The organism is Gloeocapsopsis sp. IPPAS B-1203, assembly GCF_002749975.1.
GTDB lineage: Bacteria > Cyanobacteriota > Cyanobacteriia > Cyanobacteriales > Chroococcidiopsidaceae > Gloeocapsopsis.
In genome coordinates this window covers 18,240-37,983 of sequence record NZ_PEIG01000002.1, presented here as the reverse complement: position 1 = coordinate 37,983, position 19,744 = coordinate 18,240, and the positions used below count along the sequence as shown (strand labels likewise).

The 19,744-nt window shown below is 40.6% G+C and carries 15 protein-coding genes, 1 tRNA gene and 1 pseudogene; 4 read left to right on the top strand and 13 right to left on the bottom strand.

The genetic code is table 11. The features are described 5' to 3' along the window. Window positions 1-302: 302 nt before the first annotated feature. The 3 genes and pseudogenes from CSQ79_RS03470 to CSQ79_RS03460 all read left to right on the top strand — a co-directional run. Window positions 303-599 carry a DUF433 domain-containing protein gene (locus CSQ79_RS03470; protein ID WP_289500444.1) on the top strand — a complete coding sequence of 99 codons (297 nt, stop codon included), beginning with the start codon at window positions 303-305 and terminating at the stop codon, window positions 597-599. A gap of 166 nt (window positions 600-765) precedes the next feature. Beyond that, on the top strand, window positions 766-1,092 hold the full coding sequence (locus CSQ79_RS03465) for a DUF433 domain-containing protein (protein ID WP_099699819.1): 327 nt from the start codon (window positions 766-768) through the stop codon (window positions 1,090-1,092). Next, window positions 1,076-1,189: pseudogene (locus CSQ79_RS03460) on the top strand (DUF5615 family PIN-like protein); the annotation flags it as partial. The gene CSQ79_RS03465 and the pseudogene CSQ79_RS03460, both read left to right, overlap by 17 nt. A gap of 198 nt (window positions 1,190-1,387) precedes the next feature. Here CSQ79_RS03460 and CSQ79_RS03455 read toward each other — a convergent pair. The 4 genes from CSQ79_RS03455 to CSQ79_RS03440 are packed head-to-tail and all read right to left on the bottom strand — an operon-like array spanning window position 1,388 to window position 6,016. Then, window positions 1,388-2,614, bottom strand: coding sequence for a serine hydrolase (locus CSQ79_RS03455; RefSeq protein ID WP_099699818.1), 1,227 nt, complete (start codon window positions 2,612-2,614; stop codon window positions 1,388-1,390). A 37-nt stretch (window positions 2,615-2,651) separates the two neighbouring features. Then, window positions 2,652-4,571: an IMS domain-containing protein gene (locus CSQ79_RS03450; RefSeq protein ID WP_099699817.1), complete on the bottom strand. Its 1,920-nt coding sequence runs from the start codon at window positions 4,569-4,571 to the stop codon at window positions 2,652-2,654. Continuing rightward, the gene (locus tag CSQ79_RS03445) at window positions 4,549-5,343 is read right to left on the bottom strand and encodes a PP2C family serine/threonine-protein phosphatase (protein WP_099699816.1); all 795 of its coding nucleotides are present in this window, start codon (window positions 5,341-5,343) and stop codon (window positions 4,549-4,551) included. The genes CSQ79_RS03450 and CSQ79_RS03445 overlap by 23 nt, the downstream gene beginning before the upstream one ends. A gap of 13 nt (window positions 5,344-5,356) precedes the next feature. Further along, entirely contained in the window at window positions 5,357-6,016 is a 660-nt protein-coding gene (locus CSQ79_RS03440; RefSeq protein WP_099699815.1) for a vWA domain-containing protein, read from the bottom strand. Window positions 6,017-6,204: 188 nt separating this feature from the next. Between CSQ79_RS03440 and CSQ79_RS03435 the strand changes: the two genes are divergently transcribed. Beyond that, a tRNA-Arg gene (locus tag CSQ79_RS03435) sits at window positions 6,205-6,277 on the top strand. Between the two features lie 33 nt (window positions 6,278-6,310). Here the strand turns inward: CSQ79_RS03435 and CSQ79_RS03430 are convergent. From CSQ79_RS03430 to CSQ79_RS03400, 9 genes are all read right to left on the bottom strand, one after another. After that, window positions 6,311-7,072 carry a tetratricopeptide repeat protein gene (locus CSQ79_RS03430; RefSeq protein ID WP_099699814.1) on the bottom strand — a complete coding sequence of 254 codons (762 nt, stop codon included), beginning with the start codon at window positions 7,070-7,072 and terminating at the stop codon, window positions 6,311-6,313. A 7-nt stretch (window positions 7,073-7,079) separates the two neighbouring features. Next, entirely contained in the window at window positions 7,080-12,191 is a 5,112-nt protein-coding gene (locus tag CSQ79_RS03425; RefSeq protein ID WP_099699813.1) for an nSTAND1 domain-containing NTPase, read from the bottom strand. A 200-nt stretch (window positions 12,192-12,391) separates the two neighbouring features. Then, a complete protein-coding gene (locus CSQ79_RS27360; RefSeq protein WP_193930687.1) occupies window positions 12,392-12,565 on the bottom strand; it encodes a hypothetical protein in 174 nt (57 codons plus the stop codon). A gap of 248 nt (window positions 12,566-12,813) precedes the next feature. Continuing rightward, on the bottom strand, window positions 12,814-15,396 hold the full coding sequence (locus CSQ79_RS03420) for a beta strand repeat-containing protein (protein ID WP_099699812.1): 2,583 nt from the start codon (window positions 15,394-15,396) through the stop codon (window positions 12,814-12,816). Between the two features lie 132 nt (window positions 15,397-15,528). After that, a complete protein-coding gene (locus tag CSQ79_RS03415; protein WP_099699811.1) occupies window positions 15,529-16,599 on the bottom strand; it encodes a calcium-binding protein in 1,071 nt (356 codons plus the stop codon). A 725-nt stretch (window positions 16,600-17,324) separates the two neighbouring features. Further along, entirely contained in the window at window positions 17,325-17,966 is a 642-nt protein-coding gene (locus tag CSQ79_RS03410; protein WP_099699810.1) for a hypothetical protein, read from the bottom strand. A gap of 168 nt (window positions 17,967-18,134) precedes the next feature. Further along, complete coding sequence (locus CSQ79_RS03405; protein ID WP_099699809.1) at window positions 18,135-18,761, bottom strand: hypothetical protein; 627 nt, start codon at window positions 18,759-18,761, stop codon at window positions 18,135-18,137. Window positions 18,762-19,088: 327 nt separating this feature from the next. Then, window positions 19,089-19,259, bottom strand: a complete 171-nt coding sequence (locus tag CSQ79_RS27355) for a hypothetical protein (RefSeq protein WP_289500436.1) — start codon at window positions 19,257-19,259, stop codon at window positions 19,089-19,091. A 67-nt stretch (window positions 19,260-19,326) separates the two neighbouring features. Beyond that, window positions 19,327-19,683 carry a hypothetical protein gene (locus tag CSQ79_RS03400; RefSeq protein WP_099699808.1) on the bottom strand — a complete coding sequence of 119 codons (357 nt, stop codon included), beginning with the start codon at window positions 19,681-19,683 and terminating at the stop codon, window positions 19,327-19,329. Window positions 19,684-19,744: the final 61 nt, after the last annotated feature.

The following is a 19,744-nucleotide window of genomic DNA, read 5'->3' as shown; positions in this document are numbered from 1 at the left end:
ATTATCGTTGTGAATTGCAGACGCCCTCTGACTAAAGTCAGGGGCTATGTAAGCGAAGTGTACCTTCGTACACTATAAACAAGGGTCAGTCCACGGAGGTGGACTTTGTTTGTGTAGCAGCGAATTTATACAGTCATTCGTGTCAACAAGATTACTTGCTCAATCAACAATTACACAAGTCATATTAAAAGATGTAGCCATCAAAGCTCTCAGCTAAAATCTGATACCTTAGAGAATTAGTAGCTCATTGCTAAGTTATCAAAATATTTTCAACAACAAAATTAGAAGATTATTTTGAGTTTTTGTCTTCTGATGACATCCGCTTGAGGGGACACCGCATTGGTATTGAGAATGTTTTAGATTATTACTTGGAAAGGTACACACCAGAAGACATTGCTAAAGATTTGCTAAGTCTGAGTCTAGAGCAGATTCACGCCACTATCACCTACTATCTACATAATCGTGACCGTATTGATTCTTACTTACTACGTTTAGCCGAAGAACGAGAACGACGATATCAGGAATTTCGTGTGAATCCTTCACCTTTGGTGCAACACCTAAAAACCATGAAGGTTAATCGTCAGTATAAAAATAAATAGTGAAAGTACGCTTTTTGCTCGACGAAAATTTGTCGCATCAGCTGAAGGTAGCAGTGTTTCGTCTTAACCCAGAAGTTAATATACTGCGTATAGGTGTGTTCCTGGCACGCCAAACTACTCTATCAATTGATTAAGATAAAGTATTGTCTGCTTTCATCTCAATGAAATGTCTCAGTTATCAGTAATTAAAGAGCATATTGAAATCACTCCTGGTATTTGTGGTGGTAAGCCTCGAATCACTGGAGATCGAATCAAAGTACAAGATATTGCTATTTGGCATGAACGAATGGGAATGTCGCCAGATGAAATTGTGTTTCAATATCCCAGCATTACTTTATCAGATGTTTATGCTGCTTTAGCCTACTATCACGACCATCTTGAAGAAATCAGGCATCAGATTCAAGAAGACGAAGCTTTTGTTAGAGAGTTGCAAGCTAAAAATCCTTCTCTAGTGCAACAAAAGCTCAAACATATACATGGTAGAAAAGATTAAGTTTCACCTAGATGAAAATGTCAGTCATGCTGTTGCAGAGGGTTTATGTAGAAGAGGTATAGACTTAACTACAACACCAGAAGCGGCTTTAATCGGTGTTAAGGGTTAGTATTGATTTGGGATTTGTTAGAACCTGAAGATATCTACAACCGCATTGAGTTTCTTTGAGACGCGATCGCATTCATCGTTCTAGTTTGGAAAGTGCGATCGCCTCAAAAATATCTTTCTCTTTAATTAAGGGCGATCACAACAAGAAATAAGCGTACAAAATCAACTTTTCCTTATAAAAGCTAGCCTATTTATCACGTATCATATGTTCATATACTAGGCGAGACATCTGAGGAAAAATTTTCCAATTTTGGGCAAAAGCGCGGTCTTCGGCAAAGATTGCTAAAATGTAAGCAGTTTTCCCATCACTTATATATGCTACTTCTTGTCTGGTACTAGAAGTCCAACCTGCTTTGGAAGCAAAATAAGTATCAGTTGGTAAGGATTCACCAAAAAAGCCCCTAATTGGGTTAAAACTTGTATTGGGATCTATATTTCTCCACTCACTTGAGTTTAAATTCCAAGTCAGCCACTTTTGTAGTTCGCGACTATATTCAGGAGAAATAGCTTTTTCAGTAAAGATTTCATACATCAATCTAGCAGCTTGTTGAGTTGAGATTTTGTTACGATTTGGCTTTTTGGGATCGCCTCTCATCTCTAAATCTTTTCCTTTAGGCTCATACATATCTTCAGAGGGAATAGGAAAAGTTTTTTGACTAATATTGATGTTTTCATACCCTGCTTTTTGAAAAAATCTGTTGACAGCATATCGTTGATTCAACCAATTTTGATATTCTTGCGAATTTAATTTAGTTCCAGATTTAGTGTTAGTGATTGAATCTAGTAAACGACTGGCAGCTTCGTTGTCAGATTTTTTAAGCATTTTGTATAAATCAGGATGAAATTGCTCTAAATCTTGTAGAATGCTTGCTTCAAAATAGCTATAGATAGCTACCAACCAAAATAATTTGACAACACTAGCTGGATATCTCAATTTTTCTGCTTGATACTCCGCTATTTCCCCTGAGTTAACTTTAATGAGACTAATTGATAAGTTTTCTGTTGATAAGTTCTTGCTTCTAATAAAACTAACAACTCTGTCTACAACCTCTTGCAATTCTTGGTTGCTTTGCAAGCTTGAAGGATAAAACTTATAGAAGTTTTCCTGATTTAAGTGGTTGCCTTGTCTTGCAAAATCAGGCAAATAAGGAGAAGGTTGAGTTACAGGAATAACAATACTTGGTGTAGGTGATGCAGGTGAGGTTATGTGAGGCAAGGGAAAAATTACATCATTTTTTTGAGGTACACTGTTAGAATTTCCTAATAAGTATTTATCCTTGAGTTGTATTAACATCACTCCTAAAATAAAAAATATGCTGGCTACAGATGTAGTAATTATTAAAAAGCGAATTTGATAGATTAGAAAGGAAGCTTTATTTAAATCCCTTTTTCTTATTTCTGATTGTTTATTCACAAAAAATATTATTTTTTATATTTAACAAAATTTGACTTTATCTTTTTGAGATAGTTTTAACTGTGTGATAATCTGTAATTTTCCACTGCCCATTGATCGATTGGAGGTTGTATCGAACCAATCTTGTGTCAAAACCACTACCGTTACGATCTACTCTGCCACTACTGCCATATAGAGTACGTTGTTCAGTGACTATTAAGTCAATAGTTGCTTGATTACCACTTGCAGCAAAGTTTTCAACAGAATCAATGCTTTGTATACCATATGTATAATAAGAACCATTATTTTCTAACCATTCTGAGGAACTTTCCTTACCATCTGCTCTACTAATATTGTCGTGATAAGCCTTACCTGTAAGTATTTCATCACCTAAATATCGCTCGTAAGGTGGAGCAAATAATTGACGTTTGTATTCTTGCCACCTATTAATTAGTGCTACTGCTTCTTGTTGAGAAATTGATGATGGTGGTGGAGAATAAGAAACTTGATTTTGATGAGAAACTTCTCGCTCAACTGATATGGGAGTTGTATTTCTTAGCGTTGTTAATGCTTCATCTGATCTAATAGTGCTGGGTTCAACTGAAGATGAAGTTTCTGGGGGTGGCGAAGTAACTTGTGGTGCTACTGATTGTGGTGGCGATGCTTGAAGATATTGTGGTTGTTGTCTTGTTAAGAGCAAACCAACAAATAAGAATGTTCCAATTACACTGCCAGTAAGAACTGCTTTTTGCCATTCTGGTAGACTAACTTTTGTATTTGTATTGTGAGTCAGCTGCTGAGGTAAAGTAGTTGCAGATAGAGAGCTACTGAAAGACTGAGAAATTGATGGTGTTGAAGTTACAACAGTTTGTATTGGTGCTGATGGCAGTGTTGTGGTGTTCTGACTAGCTATAGATACACGAGGAATGCCTAAAACCATAGGTACTGAAGCCGTACCAGGATTACCAGGAAAAATATCGACGCCAAGTGTTGCTTTTCTCTCGCACCAGTAGCACTTTCCATAACTGTGACTGTAATGATGACTATCAAGTGTGTTGCAGGCGGCTAAATCTTGAATTGCAACTATAAGCGCATTGTGCCAATCTTCAGCAGTGGGGCGTAGGTGCGGTGCGGTGTGCCCATCATTAAAGCATTGCAGAAAACAGCGTTTGATTTCTGGATGAACCACATCAAGGGGAATTGTGTTTTGACTAGGGCGAATGAGACTATTTTGACTGTAAGCCCAGAATCCACGCCGAATGAGTTCGTTTTGTTCGGGTGGATCGCCAACTCCTTGCCACTCACCGGAAAAAGGATGACAGCCAAATAAGAGATAATGAATTAAGACTGCTAAGCGAAAACGATCGTGAACTTCGGTTTGATCGGTAGTTGAAAAATCTTGCCCTAAAAGTTCAACAGGGGTAAAACCTTCGGAACCAACGGTACAGCGATAGACTTCACCCGATCGCACGTCGCGTACTTGAAACGAATCAGTATCGATAACCGCAACTAAAGCGCGATCGCTAACTAATATATTCTGTGGTTTGATATCACCTAAAACATAACCTTTAGCGTGAATTGCCTGAACAATCCAAGCTGTATTGAGTGCGGCGATATGCAGATAATACCAATTGAAACCAGGTGCCCTGCGTTTACGTAGTTTAGGATGATAAACGCTAGGAAGTTCTTGGCTATTTTGAATCGCTGGCATTAAAAAGCCGACAGTAGCATTGTGTTGATCCACAAGCAAATCTTTAGCCCAGGCGATCGCAGTATGATTAAACCGCCGCATCGGATCATCTGGCGGATTTGCGATCATGACTTCCAGCTTTTTGATCCGCTCTGGTGTAGGATTGTGGTAAATCTTGGCAAGATAACCATTGAGATTAGTTTGCCAAACTTCTCCTTCACCGCTGCTGGCAATTTGTTTGACTAAATAAACAGGTTGATGATTGCTAGTGCGAATTAGAGTTGTCATATAAACACAACAGCAAGGTTTTATCGTCGTTAGTGCGGGCGTTGAGGCGATCTGAATTGAGAAAACTACTTAAATATTCGTCTTCCATTTCAGGATTAGGGGTTTCTTGCAAATACTGTTCTAAAGGTTGAAAAAACGGACTAAATGGTGTTCCATCACTCATGCGAATTGCCACTTGTTCTAACCCATCAGTTGCAACACAAATAAACTCCTGCTTTCCTTCGCAAACGCATACTCGCATTGCTTTTAAAGCCTTGGCTGAAGTGACAAATGTTGTTTCGTTGATGTACTCGCCTTTATCGGGTGGAAATAGCACTTGCAGTTGATCGGGGAAACGCACTGCAATAAATCCATCGCCAATTTGCATTGCTGCAATCCAAGTCGGGGTAGCAATGACTATCAGTAAAGTACACGCCAAATCATTTACGGAGTAGCCTTTAGTGATGGCTTGTTCTTTCAATACCGCCGCAACCTTTTTCACAGCTTTAGTGAAGATCTTGGTGGCGTATTTTTCAGTTATTGGCGGAATATTTTTTTGCCAGAAGTGTTTCCGTTTGCGCAGATAGGCTTCAAACTTGGCAAAATGTTCTATTACTGTTTCAACTGCTAACTTTGCACCAATATCTGCATATTTAGCACTCCCCGCCCCATCAGCAACCGCACCAACAATGACTTTGTTGAAAATTTGATAGCTACCGTAATCTTGACACGGCAAATGTTGCTTGAGATGACTCGTTCCAATTGCCGAACGAGATATTGCTTTCCAACTCATGATTCATCGTGCCTTATGTTGTAATTTGTCCCCAGCCAACTGGTGGTAGGGAAACCATTGATCCTCCGACTTGGCTACACGAAACGCGCTTCATTGAAGTCGAAAGCCATAAGAACATCGACTTAAAATCTAAGCCATTGAGTCGTACTGGTGGGCGTTCTGGTGGTGCAATTTGTTGTAGTGTATTCATATCTGCACCTTCAACACCGATCGCAAAAAAGGACAGCCGCCGCTGCATCTCGCCTTGTCTTACGCGTTGCGCAGCCTGAAACCAATTATCAGTAGGTGCGCCATCGGTGATTAACAACACCCAAGGGCGATAATATTGAATACCGTTAGTTTTGTATGTTTCTTTACGTTGTTCTAATAAATCTAAGGCGAATTCAATCGCTTCTCCCATAGGAGTTACGCCATCTGCTTGCAACAATGGCGACGTAAAGTTATCAATTGTTACAAAATCTCGGACTAAGCGTACAGGACCAAAGGTAACAAGGGCTACTTCGACTCGTAAAGACGCTGTATCATCTCTAAATAGGTCGTCTCGAAAAGCAGCAATTCCTGCATTTAAAGCAGTAATCGGTTGACCTGCCATTGAGCCTGATGTATCACATAATAAGATTACTGGACAGCGCGGTTCGGGATTATCCACAAATTCTGGTAATCCTATTGGCATCTTCTTATCTCCAATTCAGTAAATTGGTGTTATCAGCACTACGTGGTTATTACGTATTGCCGTTATTTTTAAGATGCCCATCTATACCAGCAAACTCACAATAAATTGCCAAAGGGCGATCGCTTCCCAACACAATAAATTTGATCGCACTTCAAGCCGCGAGAAATGCTATGCTTTTATAGAGACAAGGGCATGTAGCTCAGTGGATAGAGCATTAGATTCCGGTTCTAAGGGTCGGGGGTTCGAATCCCTCCATGCTCGTAGTAAGGTTGTGTTATTTGAATAAACTTTTCGCTAGCGCTGTATTTCTCTAATTTTACTTACAGCTAATTGGTAATTGCTTCTGTCTTCTTGAGTGTGAAACAATTCCGCAGCTTTTTGCAAATCGTTGATTGCGCCTATTTTATCTCCGCTGTTGTAGCGAGTCAGACCGCGATGATAGTGAGTCATGGCAAGATTGTATACTGAACCTTGACGATTGCCTCGTAGTCGAGAACGTTCGGAGGACGGCATTTGATTGAGAACTTGAATTGCTTGAGTATACTCTGTGATTGCGCCCCTTGCATCTCCACTACTTTCAAGGCTTAAGCCGCGTTGACGATAAAGCTGCGCTAGGTTGAGATAGGGATCTTCAAGTAGAGGATTGATTTTAATAGCTTGGGTATAGTCGGCGATCGCACCTTGAGGATCTTCTGCAGCAAATTTTGCAATACCGCGATTGTTGTAGATTTCTGCGTGACGGGGATTGATTTTGATGGCTTGGGTGTAATCGGCGATCGCACCTTGAGGATCTCCTATTGCTAAGCGGGCTAAACCGCGATCGTTGTAAGCATCGGCGTGATTTGGGTTTAGCTTAATGGCTTGCGTATAATATTCAATTGCGCCTTGTTTGTCGCCTTCGAGTTGATCTTTGAAAACTCCTTGACGGTAGTATTCATCCGCAGTTATTGTTGCAACTTGTGGCGATTGTGCATAGGTTGTTGGGATTTCACCTAATGCAGTTGCAACTCCTAAAAGCAGGCACGTAGTTAGTAAGATTTTACGAAGGCGAAACATAACATAGTTAATTTGTGGTTTTGCAAAGGTGGCGATCGCTCGCACTTATGTCGGAATTTGTTGTTAAATAATCACTTAACCAATTGCAGCCTTGCTCTACTAGATTATTTAAATCAAGATTCCACTGATGAACAACGTTATCACTACTAACACCAATCAAATTTTTACCATTGGTAGTAAATATTACACCCAAACTTGGTGCTTTCCCTTGAAAAGTTCCTAAAAGTTGACCGTGAATATTCCAAAGTTTAATTGTTGAGTCATCACTCGCAGAAGCAACAAGCTTACCATCGGGGCTAAAACTGACATCATTAATCCAAGCACTATGTCCTTGCAGCGTACTAATTAATTTACCATCAACACTCCACAGTTTGACTGTATTATCGACACTTGCAGAGGCGAGAAGTCCATGAGGGCTGAAACTAACGTCACTGACAGCATCATTATGTCCTTGCAGTGTTCTGATTAATTTACCGTCAACGCTCCAGAGTTTCACTGTAGCATCTTTACTAGCAGAAGCAACAATTTTGCTGTCGGGGCTGAATGTGACATTATTCACAGCATCTTGATGTCCTTGTAGCGATCTAATGAGTTGACCATTACGACTCCATAATTTCACCGTCTTGTCATCACTTGCCGAAACAAGTAAGTTACCATCGGGGCTAAAGCTGACACTATTCAGCCAATTATTATGTCCCTCAAAGGACTTCAGTACTAAGCCATCGCGATTCCAAAGTTTGATAGTGTGATGCGCATCGATACTTTTAGCTTTCAGTTCAACAGAGTTTTCAGCAGCGGCGATGCTACCATCAGGACTAAAACTGACTTGATGAAAAACATCGTTATCTTCTTTGAGAGTTTTTGCAGTATTGCTATTGAGGTTCCAAAGTGTCACGGTGTTGTCACGGCAAACTAAAGCGATATCTTGCACATTTGTACTGAAGCTGACACTAATTGTTTGAGGACATTCTTGGGCGATGATGGGTTTTTGTTCTATATTCCAAAGCCGCAACGTGTTATCTACTCCTGCGGAAACTAGCATCCCGTTAGGGCTGAAACTGACGTAATTCACTGGGGCGCTGTGTCCTTTGAAAGTTTCCAGTTCTCCAGCGTGGTTCCACAACTTCACGGTGAAATCGTCGCTTGCAGACGCTAATAGCTTACCATCAGGGCTAAAGCTGACAGAATTGACTGGGGCGCTGTGTCCTTTGAGAGTTTTGAGTAAATTGCCTTCACGACTCCAGAGTTTAATTGTATTGTCACGGCTGGCGGTAGCAAGCATTCCTGTTGGACTAAAACTGACGCTGGTAATTCCGCTGTTATGTCCTTGTAGCGTTTTGATTAAAGTTCCATCTATGTTCCAAAGTTTGATACCATCGTCACTCACTGAAGCTAAGGTTTGACCATCAGGGCTGAAACTAATGCTGTTGATCGGATCGGTGTGTGCGCTCAGCGATCGCACTAGTATTCCATCTTGATTCCATAGTTTAATTGTTCGATCGTCGCTGGCTGAAGCAATCAGCTTACCATCAGGACTGAAACTAACACTAGTGACTTTTACATCATGTCCTTGCAGCGTTTTGATTAAAGTTCCATTTATATTCCAAAGCTTAATAGTCGCATCATCACTTGCCGAAACGAAGGTTTGACCATTGGGATTAAAACTAATACTATTGATTGGATTGGTATGTGCGCTAAGCGATTGCGCGGAGCGCAGCGCCAAAGGCGATCGCACTAATGTTCCATCATGATTCCATAGTTTAATGGTTGAATCGTCGCTGGCTGAGGCAATAATCTTACCATTGGGACTGAAAGCGATCGCATTCACACTGTAAGCGTGTCCGACAAAGCGGTTGCGTTCTTGCATTGTGGATAGTACCTGCTGTAATGTACTAGCAGTTTTAATTCGTAGTTCGTACGGTACTGCCAATGTTTGCTGTACTTGCTGCGCTGCCTTCACACTGACGGTTAAAGCTTCTAATTGCTGATTAGCACTCAATAGAGCAGTAGACAAAGAGTTTAAACTCTCAATTTGGATGTTTTGACGTTGTAAATACGCAATTCCTGCTAAACCGCAAGCTGTAAATCCAAGAATACTCATGACTCCTGCGGTAAGTTGGGCTTGTTTAAGTTTGCGCTTAGTTTGGAGGTGTTGTTGTTGTCTGGCTTCTAAACACGCAGTGATAAACTGTTGCGTTTCTGGTGATAATTCATCTGCGTACTTGACGTAGATTTCTTCAGCTTCTGCGAGTCGCACGCCATGCAAGAGAAAATCAGAATGCTGTTGATTTTGTTTCCATAGTGATGCTGCTTGTTCGATTTGTCGTTGAACTTGTAACCGAGTGCGGTTTTCTTGCAGCCACCAGCGTAAAGTTGACCAATGGCGAATTAGGACTTCGTGTGCGATTTCAATTGTGACTTCTTGCTTGAGTGTTGCTAAGGATACTTCAGGCGATAATGTACCTCGACTTTGCCCTACAGGATGTTCATCGCAGTTAACAACGATTAGTTTAGCTGTAGTTAATGCTTGCAGCGTTCTTTCTACAAGAGGTGCGGGATATTTTGCTACGGTCATTTCTGACTTGCTGACGCGCCGTCGAGTATCTTCGGTACCGTCTCCTAATTGCGTCAACGTGAGAAAAATCCACTGGGCGCAAGCTTGGGCTTCGGGTTCGAGGCTGTCGTAAACAGCTTGGGCTTTTTTTTCTAAAACGCCTTTGAGTCCGCCAATCTGCTGTTGATAAGACTGTAGTGTTAATACCCCACCTTGGCGATGTAACCACAATTGCTCTAAAACAAATTCGAGTAGCGGTAAATCTCCTGCGGAGTGTGGTAAATCTTGCAGCAGAACTTCGACTAATTCGGGTTCGACGTGCAATCCTACTTGCTGGGCTGGCTGTACGATCACCTGACGATAATCATCGCCAGTTAAGCACGGTGGAACTAACACACTAGATTGTTGCAACACGGGTGCAAGTAAAGGTACTTCTAAACACGAACTTATAAAATCAGCGCGTAGCGTAATGACAAGTTTGAATCGATCTGCAGCGTAATTGACAGCACCGATGAGAAGATCTAAAAATTGTTGGCGATCGCTACTTGCAGTAAGTGTAAATAGTTCTTCAAATTGGTCTACCACAAGAACGACCATTGGTTCTGGACGAGTTCGTAACCAGCGCACAAATCCTTCAACTCCCAAGTGCAATAATCCCTCAAGTTGCAGTGCTTGGTAAGCTTTTTCTTTTTCTGTTCCTGCATCTACAAGGCGCTGTACTAATGCTGTCATTGGTTTTGCCCCAGGGCGAAGACTTCCTATCCACCAAGATTCGCTTCCTGGTAATTGTTTACCCTGTCGCAGCTGTGCCATCAAACCAGCTTGCACAACCGAAGATTTGCCACTACCTGAAGCCCCAACGACAGCTAAGAAAGCACGTTGACTTAGTTCATTAATCAGTTTTTGCGTAAGGGCTTCGCGTCCGTAAAAATATGGGGCGTCGGCTTCGTTAAAGGCTTTTAATCCCATGTACGGGCAAAGTCCTAAATCAAAATCTTCGCTGTCTCCACCACGAGAAACAATGACTCTGTTGGGTAAAACTTCGATGACGCCTTGTACGCCTGATAGCCAGACATGAAGTGGAACGCCTGTTCCTGCAAGTTCTACTTGAAGTTGAGCAATCCAAGCAGCAACGGGTAATCCCGTTTGAGGATCAGCGGTAGTTAGAGTTTGTAGAAGTGCTTGAGTAAATTGTTCCGGTACATCGAGAGGAGAAGCCGCTGCGATTAAACATTGTCCGTGTTGGGGACCTAGTTGTAAATCTTCTACCCAATCTTCGAGTGAATTGGCTCCTGGACAATCTAACACAATGATTTGTTGAGCAATATTTGATCGCCGTAGTTCTTGACGTAACCAAGAACGCGCAAGTCGCACGCCATCAGCTAATACAAGCCAAGAATCTCCTTCGGTGGTTTCCTCAATGCGACCGCGTAAGTATAAAAATGCGGTGGTGATGTTGGGGGATGAAGATTGTATGGGCGATCGCAAATATTCTTGAATCGTCTCGCGTACCTGTGACAATTCTTTTCCTGGGCGTGGCAAATACTCTAGCTCAAATTTTCCGGCTTGGCGCAATACTTTACTTAGTTCTACAGTGGCTTGATAGCTTGCTAATCCGTTGATCACTAACGCCTGTCGCGGATGCGTTGCACCGATACTTGCTAAACTTAGTCCTAAAACAAGTTCTCCAATTCCTTCAATAATTCGCTTTGGTGTTTGGATCGGATATTCTGAATGAAGATTAACTTCGCCTCGGCTGCGCTTTTGCTGATTAATTAACCGTAGTTGTTGGTTGGTTTTATCGACATACTGCAATGTGCGGTGATAGACGTATTTATACAACCCATCAACTTCAATCACGCCTTGAGCATCGGCGGCTTCTCCGCGTAACCCGCGAATGAGAAAATAAGTAAATACTCCGTGTCCTAATTCAGGAAATTCCCAAGATTGTTGTCCTTGATCGCACGAGAGTAACGCATAAAATCCTTTACTTTGTGTTGCGCGTTGTCGTAATAATTCGACAAGTTGGGAAGTCGGATTTTGCAATGCAGTAGTAGTATTTTCTCCTCTTGCTCCGATTAATGTCATCCCGCCACTGTGACACGCATCGAGCCATACAAGTTGTTGTGTTGCTGCACATTCTCCTAGCATTCGCAACAGTTCTGACATTGCCCAACCTGTGTTGAGTAAATCATCTTTTTGGGTATCTGCTAAACATAAAACTGCCTGCTGATCTGGTTCTAGAAAACCATGTCCTGAAAAGTAAAACAGTACGGTATCTTGTGCGCGGGCAGCAGAAATAATATATTTCAAACTACTTTGCACTGCAGATAATTCTGGAGTTAAAGCCGCAAAATCGTGATGAACAATGATTTCTTTATGAGGAAATCGTTGTGTCGCAACTGTTAGCGCCTCGGCTAGACCTTGACAATCTACGGCTGAATAACGCAGCGTGGGTATATCAGAATCGCTATATTCGTTGATACCGACTAAGAGAACCCAGAGCTTTGCTTTGCCGCTTTCTAGGTGTGCTGAGCGACTCGTACCCACACTAACTGGAGACATGGTTGATCACCTAAAGGCAATTGATGAATAAAAAGTTGTGAAATTGATTTGAAGTGAATTGATTAAGGTGTATCTTCTATATACCGTTGAATTCTCAGGATTTACTGAAAATTTTCCTTAAGAATTCTGTAATGTTTGCAAGCGATAAACTATATCAAAAAGTCAAAAAAGATATATTTTTGTAAGTTAATTTGTGTTGGTTAATAAACCATGCATTGGCAAATTGAAACTGAATTAGTAAGTGTCATAAACTCTTGACCAGAAATAAATTCGCTGTAGTCAGCTAAGTTATCGAGTCCTACAAGATTGAGGATAATTTCAGTACCTAGCCAAAGCGTTGTTTTGAGTAACATTTTTTTCCAGTTAATTGCCATCACTGCACCACCTTGTAAACTGAAACAATCCCTGTGTTGGAGGTTGTATTAAGTAAATAAGGTTGCTTCGGTTGGTTTATGCAGATAGCTTGGCGACTGAAGTCGCAGCTCAATAAACGAAGTCCACCTCCGTGGACTAATGGCAATAATCTATGTTTGTAGAATGCTTCTTTGTCTATTTAGCTGTAGTTTCAACCTTTTGTGGAAACTAATGTTTATTTAGATGGTGTTAATTCTTAGCAATAGTATTATTGGCAAGATATAACGTTTTGTCCAGGATTTAGAGTAGTTGTAGGTGTGGCTGCGATTAGTATAACTTCGCCTTGATTGTTTGTTGCCCAGTTTGTCGCTTCTACCAGAGGAGTTGAGGTGGTGCGGGGTGTGGGTGCGATCGCCTCCTCCTCTGTATTATTTGTAGTAACACTAGAAGAACGCCAATCTTGCCAGACATCATTACTACTAAGGACTTCTCCAGGGTTTGGCGGTAAACCACCGCGTCCCGTGACGACAAATTGACTTGCGTTGGCAACATTCTCAGCCGCACAACCTTGCGCAATGAGTCCTGAAACATCGACTAAATTTTGTGGTAACACCACTGCACCGCGACTGGGATCGACATCTGGGGTATTAATGACAACTTCACCACTTAATTGCGGGTTAGTTTGGGAAATTGCCGTGATATCACTACTAGGAAGTTGATCGGGATCTAGCTGTGCTGGATCGCTGGTTCCTAACGACGTTTGTAAATCTTCCAAGCTGCGTACTGTCAAGCCAAAGATATTTTGTGCATCAATGGTGACTCTTCCTCCTTGACCAAGAAATGCATTAGCTTTGATGTCATTATTTTCATTCGGTGCAGCGATGATGAATCGGGCATTATTTATAGATATATCGCCACCGTCTCCCGCAGTACCTTCAATTCCTGCAGTTGTCGAAATCGCGCTATTTCGGCGCAAAAACACATCTTGCACGTTTAAATTAATATCTCCACCTTGACCTGAAGCTGTGTTAGCGACAATTTCTCCGTTATCTAAACGGATAGTTTGAGCATCTACTTGCAAATTTCCTGCACCTTGAGCTGCTGTTGTTTCATTGACACTACCCACCGCTACAATAGCGCCATCCCGAACAATTAATTCATCAGTTTGGATACTTAAGTTTCCTCCGCGACCAGTCGCATCAAAAATGGCTGGTAAGTCAGTTCCAGGCAATCCTCCAGAATTTGCAAATAAGCCAGATTTTAGCTCTTGGCCCTCAACATTAACAGTGCCAGCGACTTCGATAGATTGTGTTGCTTGAATTGTTAAATCTCCAGCATTTCCACTACCAAACGTTGCGGTTTGCAAGACTGCGCCATCTTGAATACTCAAGCGGTCTGTTGTAACTTTTAAATTTCCTCCATTGCCGCTAGAGTTTTCTCCAGTGCTAGCAAATAAGCCACTAGGAAAAGGTAAACCTGCATCACTGATTGGTTCACCCTCTGGTGTACGCGCAACGCCAACAATGTCAATTTCTGAAGCTCGAACAGTTACATCTCCTGAATTTCCAGCAGCGAAAGTACCCGACCCCACTTGCGCTCCGTCTTGGATAATCAGCTTGTTTGTCGTTAGCGATAAGTTTCCTGCTGTTCCTGTAGCACTTGTAGCAATATTAATAACTTCAGTTAATAAGCCACTAGAATGCCCTCCTTCTGAGGCACTACCAACCGCTGTCACAGATTCAACCGCGGTTACATTTAAGTTTCCGCCCTGACCTTCGCCGTATGTATGAGCTAGTATTCGTCCTCCATTTAGAAGAAGTAATCGATCAGTCTCAATGTTGACATCTGCAGCTTCACCAGAGCCCATAGTGAAAGTAAAAATTGCTGAAGAATCTGTTATGTTAAGCTCAGATGCACGAACAAAGACTTCTCTGCCGTTTTGACTTCCTGTTGTCCCTGCATAAATATATGAGCGGTTAGCAAGAGTAACTTGTCTACCTTGAATTTGAATGTCACCACTACCTTCACCGCTGACATCTAAGAAAGCTTGTTGAACAAGATAAATATCCTGGAAGTTCTGTATACCTTCATATCCCAAAGCCCAGCCTTTATCAACTGGAGTAAGGCTGACTTGTACAGACGCAGTTTCTGGTGTCACTTGTCCCGCAACACTTCCTAACTCAATCCTACCACCTAGTGCTACTAATTCTCTCCCCCCTCCTGCTATATCTAATTTGCCGCCAACAAGCCCTAGTGTTCTTCCATACGGTACTTGTATGATAGTGCTTCCCTCTTGCACTTCAATACCTGCAGCTGGCGTACCAAATTGCAATCCTACAGGTACACTTACTGTCAGCAATGACTCAGTTGTTGAAGGGCTTATGGTACTAAAAGAGGTTCTATCAGCAAAGTTAAGACTACTTGCGGTACTTGCAACAAAAGAGCCACCAACATTCAGTGCAGCACTAGGACCAAAAATAATTCCATTCGGATTAAGTAGAAAGAAGTTTGCAGCGCTTACATTACCATTAGGCTGCAGTACTTCAATTAAACCATCAATGTTTGAAACAGAAGTTCCTGTTACCCGAGTCAGCACATTCTCAATTTCTGGAGCAACTTCTCGGAAAGAAGCGGAGCTGTTAGTAGAAACCGAAAACTCGTTAAAGCTATGAAATAAGTTAGCTCCAGCTTGAGTACCACCGGTAATAATACTATTGTTATCTTCTGTAGTAACATTAGAAGGATTAGGTAGAGTTCTATCCTCTGCGATCTGAGCCTGAAGCGGACTTGCTATTACTAAAATGAAGAATATGCTGCTAGCATGCCAAAAAGATTGACGAGGCAATTTCATATTTTAAAATAAAACTTGAGCAGGTATTTTATCTAATTAATATCAAAAACTCATTCAATTCTTTGTTAAAATTGGTGACAAAAAATTGAATGAGTAGTTACATTCCGCTTGGAAATACAAGCATCAGATTATCTAATTTTCTGTATTTATTGCATCATTTATCAGACCCTCATAATATGAGGATTGAGGATAACTTGACAAATCAACAATTTTGAAATCAGAGCTAAGGTCGAAACCAGAACCAGGTTGTAGTGAAGCGATAGAAGTTTCCTTAAAGTACAAAATATCATTACTAAATGAAAAATCACTTACCACAAGAGATGAAGCATTGTTGGGGTCTGAGAAGCCTGACTGATCAATTATAATTAGATCCTCTTGATAATTAAAGTCTGTAATTTTATCTACACCTTCCTTGGGAGAGTAAAATATAAATCCATCTATACCAGAACCACCAGTAAGAGTATCAAATCCATTTCCTCCTACAAGAAGATCGGAACCTCCGCCACCTATTAGAGTGTCGTTTCCTCTGCCGCCTACCAACATGTCATTGCCTTGGCTACCATTCAGTGAATCGTTGCCGTCTAAACCAAATAGTAAGTCATTGCCGTCATCGCCAAATAGCTTATCATTACCAGAACCACCATAGAGTTCATCACTCCCCAAACCACCGTAGAGAGTATCAGCACCAGCACCACCAAAAAGAGTATCATTGCCCTTTCTTGCGGATACAAGATCGTTACCGTTTTTGGCATAAATCAAGTTGTTTCTATCATTACCGTACAAAGAGTTATTCCTATCATTTCCAGCAATAGGCGTGGGTCCGTTACGATCCTCAATAATAATAATGGCAGTTTTAATAGTACTGTTAGGATCAAGCTCAATTTTCGCAGGTTGTTGTCCAGCAATAGGTAAGCCATCTTTAGTAAAATTTTTCTCTTTAAAAGTATAAGTTTCAAATGCAAATCCAAAGCTAGCACTTTCGTCAATTTCAAGTATTACTGTATCAGTACTATCGGGGTAAAAATTATTATTATCATCATAGCTTTGAGTATCATAAATTGTTATTGGTATACCCCCCGAAGCAATATATTTAGATATATCTTGTTGATCTTCAAACGTAATATTGTAGTCATTTAGTGTATCAACGTCCTCACTTGCTGAGCGATGACCTGGACTCATTGGATTTATTCTTAAATAAGCCATAAATTTTCTCCTAACATATAGGATTCCTGAAATAATTTCTTTTTAGTAAATTTATTTAGATTAGAGCAGGTATTCTAAATAATATTTATACAGGCTGCAAATAGATAAATAACATGAGCACTAGTTGTTGTGTATTAGCATAATTAATTTAATTGTTTTTGACATACAGTGTTATAAAAAACAAAATAGATAAGTAAATCTACATTAACACCTGTTTATGAAAAATTACTAAGTTTTTTCTGCTGTTAAATATATACTTCAATTCGCATTGTTTCTCACATAGTCGTCAAGTAATTTTCAGGAAAGTAGCTTGCGTAAGTCAATTTGTCTCAAAAGATAATTAAACAATACCTTGAAAAGATTAGCAGTTATAAAAAGTTATAAAAAATTAGTACTTATGACTTTTGGTTGTTAAGGAAATGTAACAGTAGATAATTAGATGGAATTTTGTTTTCTCCAACCTAAGCCAAATTTCTAACAAGTTAAACTTATTTGTCTTACTGTTAACTAGTATAGATTTTTGAATTTTAAACTATACACTTTGCCATCGAAATACTAATATAGTTAGTACTTTAGAAAATATCCTACTTTGTAGTACTCTAAATTATGTGTTCAATATCATCTGTTGCAGTTATACAAATGCATCACCTCCTTTAAAAATCATGTTGAGCAACTCCATATATTTATTTACTCAAATTAACAATATAACTACCTGCTCCTTACCCTCAATTTGGTATATCAATCTGTAAATTGCTGTAACTTTGTGTTGCTAACTTCTGCATTTCTGCGTCACTTGCATCAATGTCATAGATAAACTGAAATATCTGGGCAACTCGGCGGCGTTGACCGCGAGGCGGATAAAGTTTACGCTCTAGCATATTGGTTGCGTAGAAGTTTGCGCCTGAGATTAATTCTAAAGCTTGCGATTTTGATAGTTGTTGATTGCTTTGTGCTATGCAACCATTCTGTTGTTGAGGAATTAAGCTACCTTGATATAGTTGCAAAATTGTCTCTAAGCAATTGCTGTAGTCCAGCACACTTGTAAAAGTAAACTTGGGAGTAGCGCCAGTTTGAGGGTTCTGTGGAGTGACTTGATTTGTTGTTGATTCATAAATATACTCACCTGCGGGTAACTGTGGTGTCGGCGTTACGCAGGCTTTTTCTGCGCCATAAGCAATTGATGCTACTCCCGTAATGCAGGGAACTAAGTTGAAACCCCATTGGGAAACGAGTTGATTTAACGACTGTCCACCACTAGACTGAACAGGGATAAGCGTAGGTTGTGGTTGGGTTTGACTTAATGCTGGTGCAGATATTGCTAAGAAGCTAAAGATTACGGCTGAAATTTTGCTAGTGACATGACGCATTGCTGTAAATCATCCTTGTGTTTAACGTCTACTCGTACAAAGCCTGGCGACTGAAGTCGCGGCTTTACAGGCGAAGTCTGCCTAAGCAGACTAATAGAAAATCAGGTTTTGTTTGTGTAGCTGTGGTTTCAACTGATTCAGCTTCTGCGATCGCAAAACCACCAAAACCTAAAATGCCAAGCTATATCTTCCTGGTGGATAAACTGATGTCGGATAAGCACACGCCATATACTGATCCATCATTACGACTACGCCAGGATTGGCACTGCAGGCAGTTAAACTTAAACCTTTAGCAGCTAAAGAAGCATTGATCTGGGCACTAATCACAGGAGAGACAGGCTGATGAGGATTACTAGTGAAGACAATTGAGGGAGTTGTCATTGTTGGTGGTGGGTATCCGCCAGGAGTATTTGGATATGTGGGCGCAGCGGGGTAACTTCCAGGAGTTCCAACATTAAAAACATTGATTGTGGGATTACCGTTATTGGTAGGAGTAGCTTGGTTGTTCGGTTGTGGAATAGAAGTTTGTTGGCTGATGGCAGCAAGTTGAAAATTATTCGTTAGTCTATACGTGCCAGCAGGATATTGTGCATTAGGTACTGCACAGGCTTGTTGATTTAAGTCTACCCATACTGCCACTACTCCAGGACCACACTTTGTAGGATTTAACCCGTGTTGAATCAGGAGTTGATCAATTTTATTTCCTCTAGCATTCGCAGGTGTAGGGGCAACGCTAAATGCGGCAGTAACTAGAGAAATAGATAGAAGTGAAGCAGTAATCTTATTGAGTTGCATAGTGAATTAGTGTCCTTTGGATTAGGAAGTATTTGGTTTCAATGCCTTCAGTCACTTAATAGGGGTGGCTTTGTTGTTTTATGCAGTGTATGGAAAAAATATTTTTACTTGGGAGTAGGTGATAGCAAAAAACTCTATATTTATATCTTGTACTTAGAAAAGATAGACAGGCAGGATACCCATCCCATAATTGAATAGTTTTGTGAACTATTTTTTGTGCTTTTATGGTTTGATGGTACGATGTTTTACCTACATTTTTATCATGTGAAAAAGCAAGACTTTAGCACACAAACGAATGTTGCTTGCAATTTCCTTCTTCCCTAGTTCTTAATCTTCTACCAAGGCACAAGTGACTTTATTTTTTCCGCGTAAAAGCAGTTCTTTGGTTTTTAGTAGTTCTATGGTATGAGTGTTGCGATCGCGTGAATTTTGCCATAATGCAAATGAGCCAGGAAGTCTGGTTAGCAAACTTTCTCTGGCTCTATATTTAATGAGCATTTATCATTTCTACTGCTGTGAATATTGTTATTACATATGAATAAGCAGTCATGAACTGATATTACCTTTAATCGTCACCGCCATAACCAAAGAATTCTATAGATGTATCTTCGCACAGATTGAATTGTCCTGTATCAGAGCTACGATCCTCGTAGATAGCTCGAACATGGTAGTCACATTGGCTACTATTTATTAGCCTAACTCGCTCATAGCCTTCACTTGGTAAAATATTTGCACCCAAGACATCTCGACCCCACTTCCTAGAAGGCGTTGGTGATACGTATAGCTCTACAACATCCAAGTCATTGTTGTTATATACTTCAAGGTAACGAGGAGCAGCTAAGGTACTCTGAGGATTCAATGTCACGATAGGCAGTGATAGCGCTACAGCCATCATTAATTTATGCACTTGATTCTGAAACATAACTAATTTTTCCCTTTAAAATAGTTTTATTAGCCTTTGAATTGCTTCTATAATTGAATAG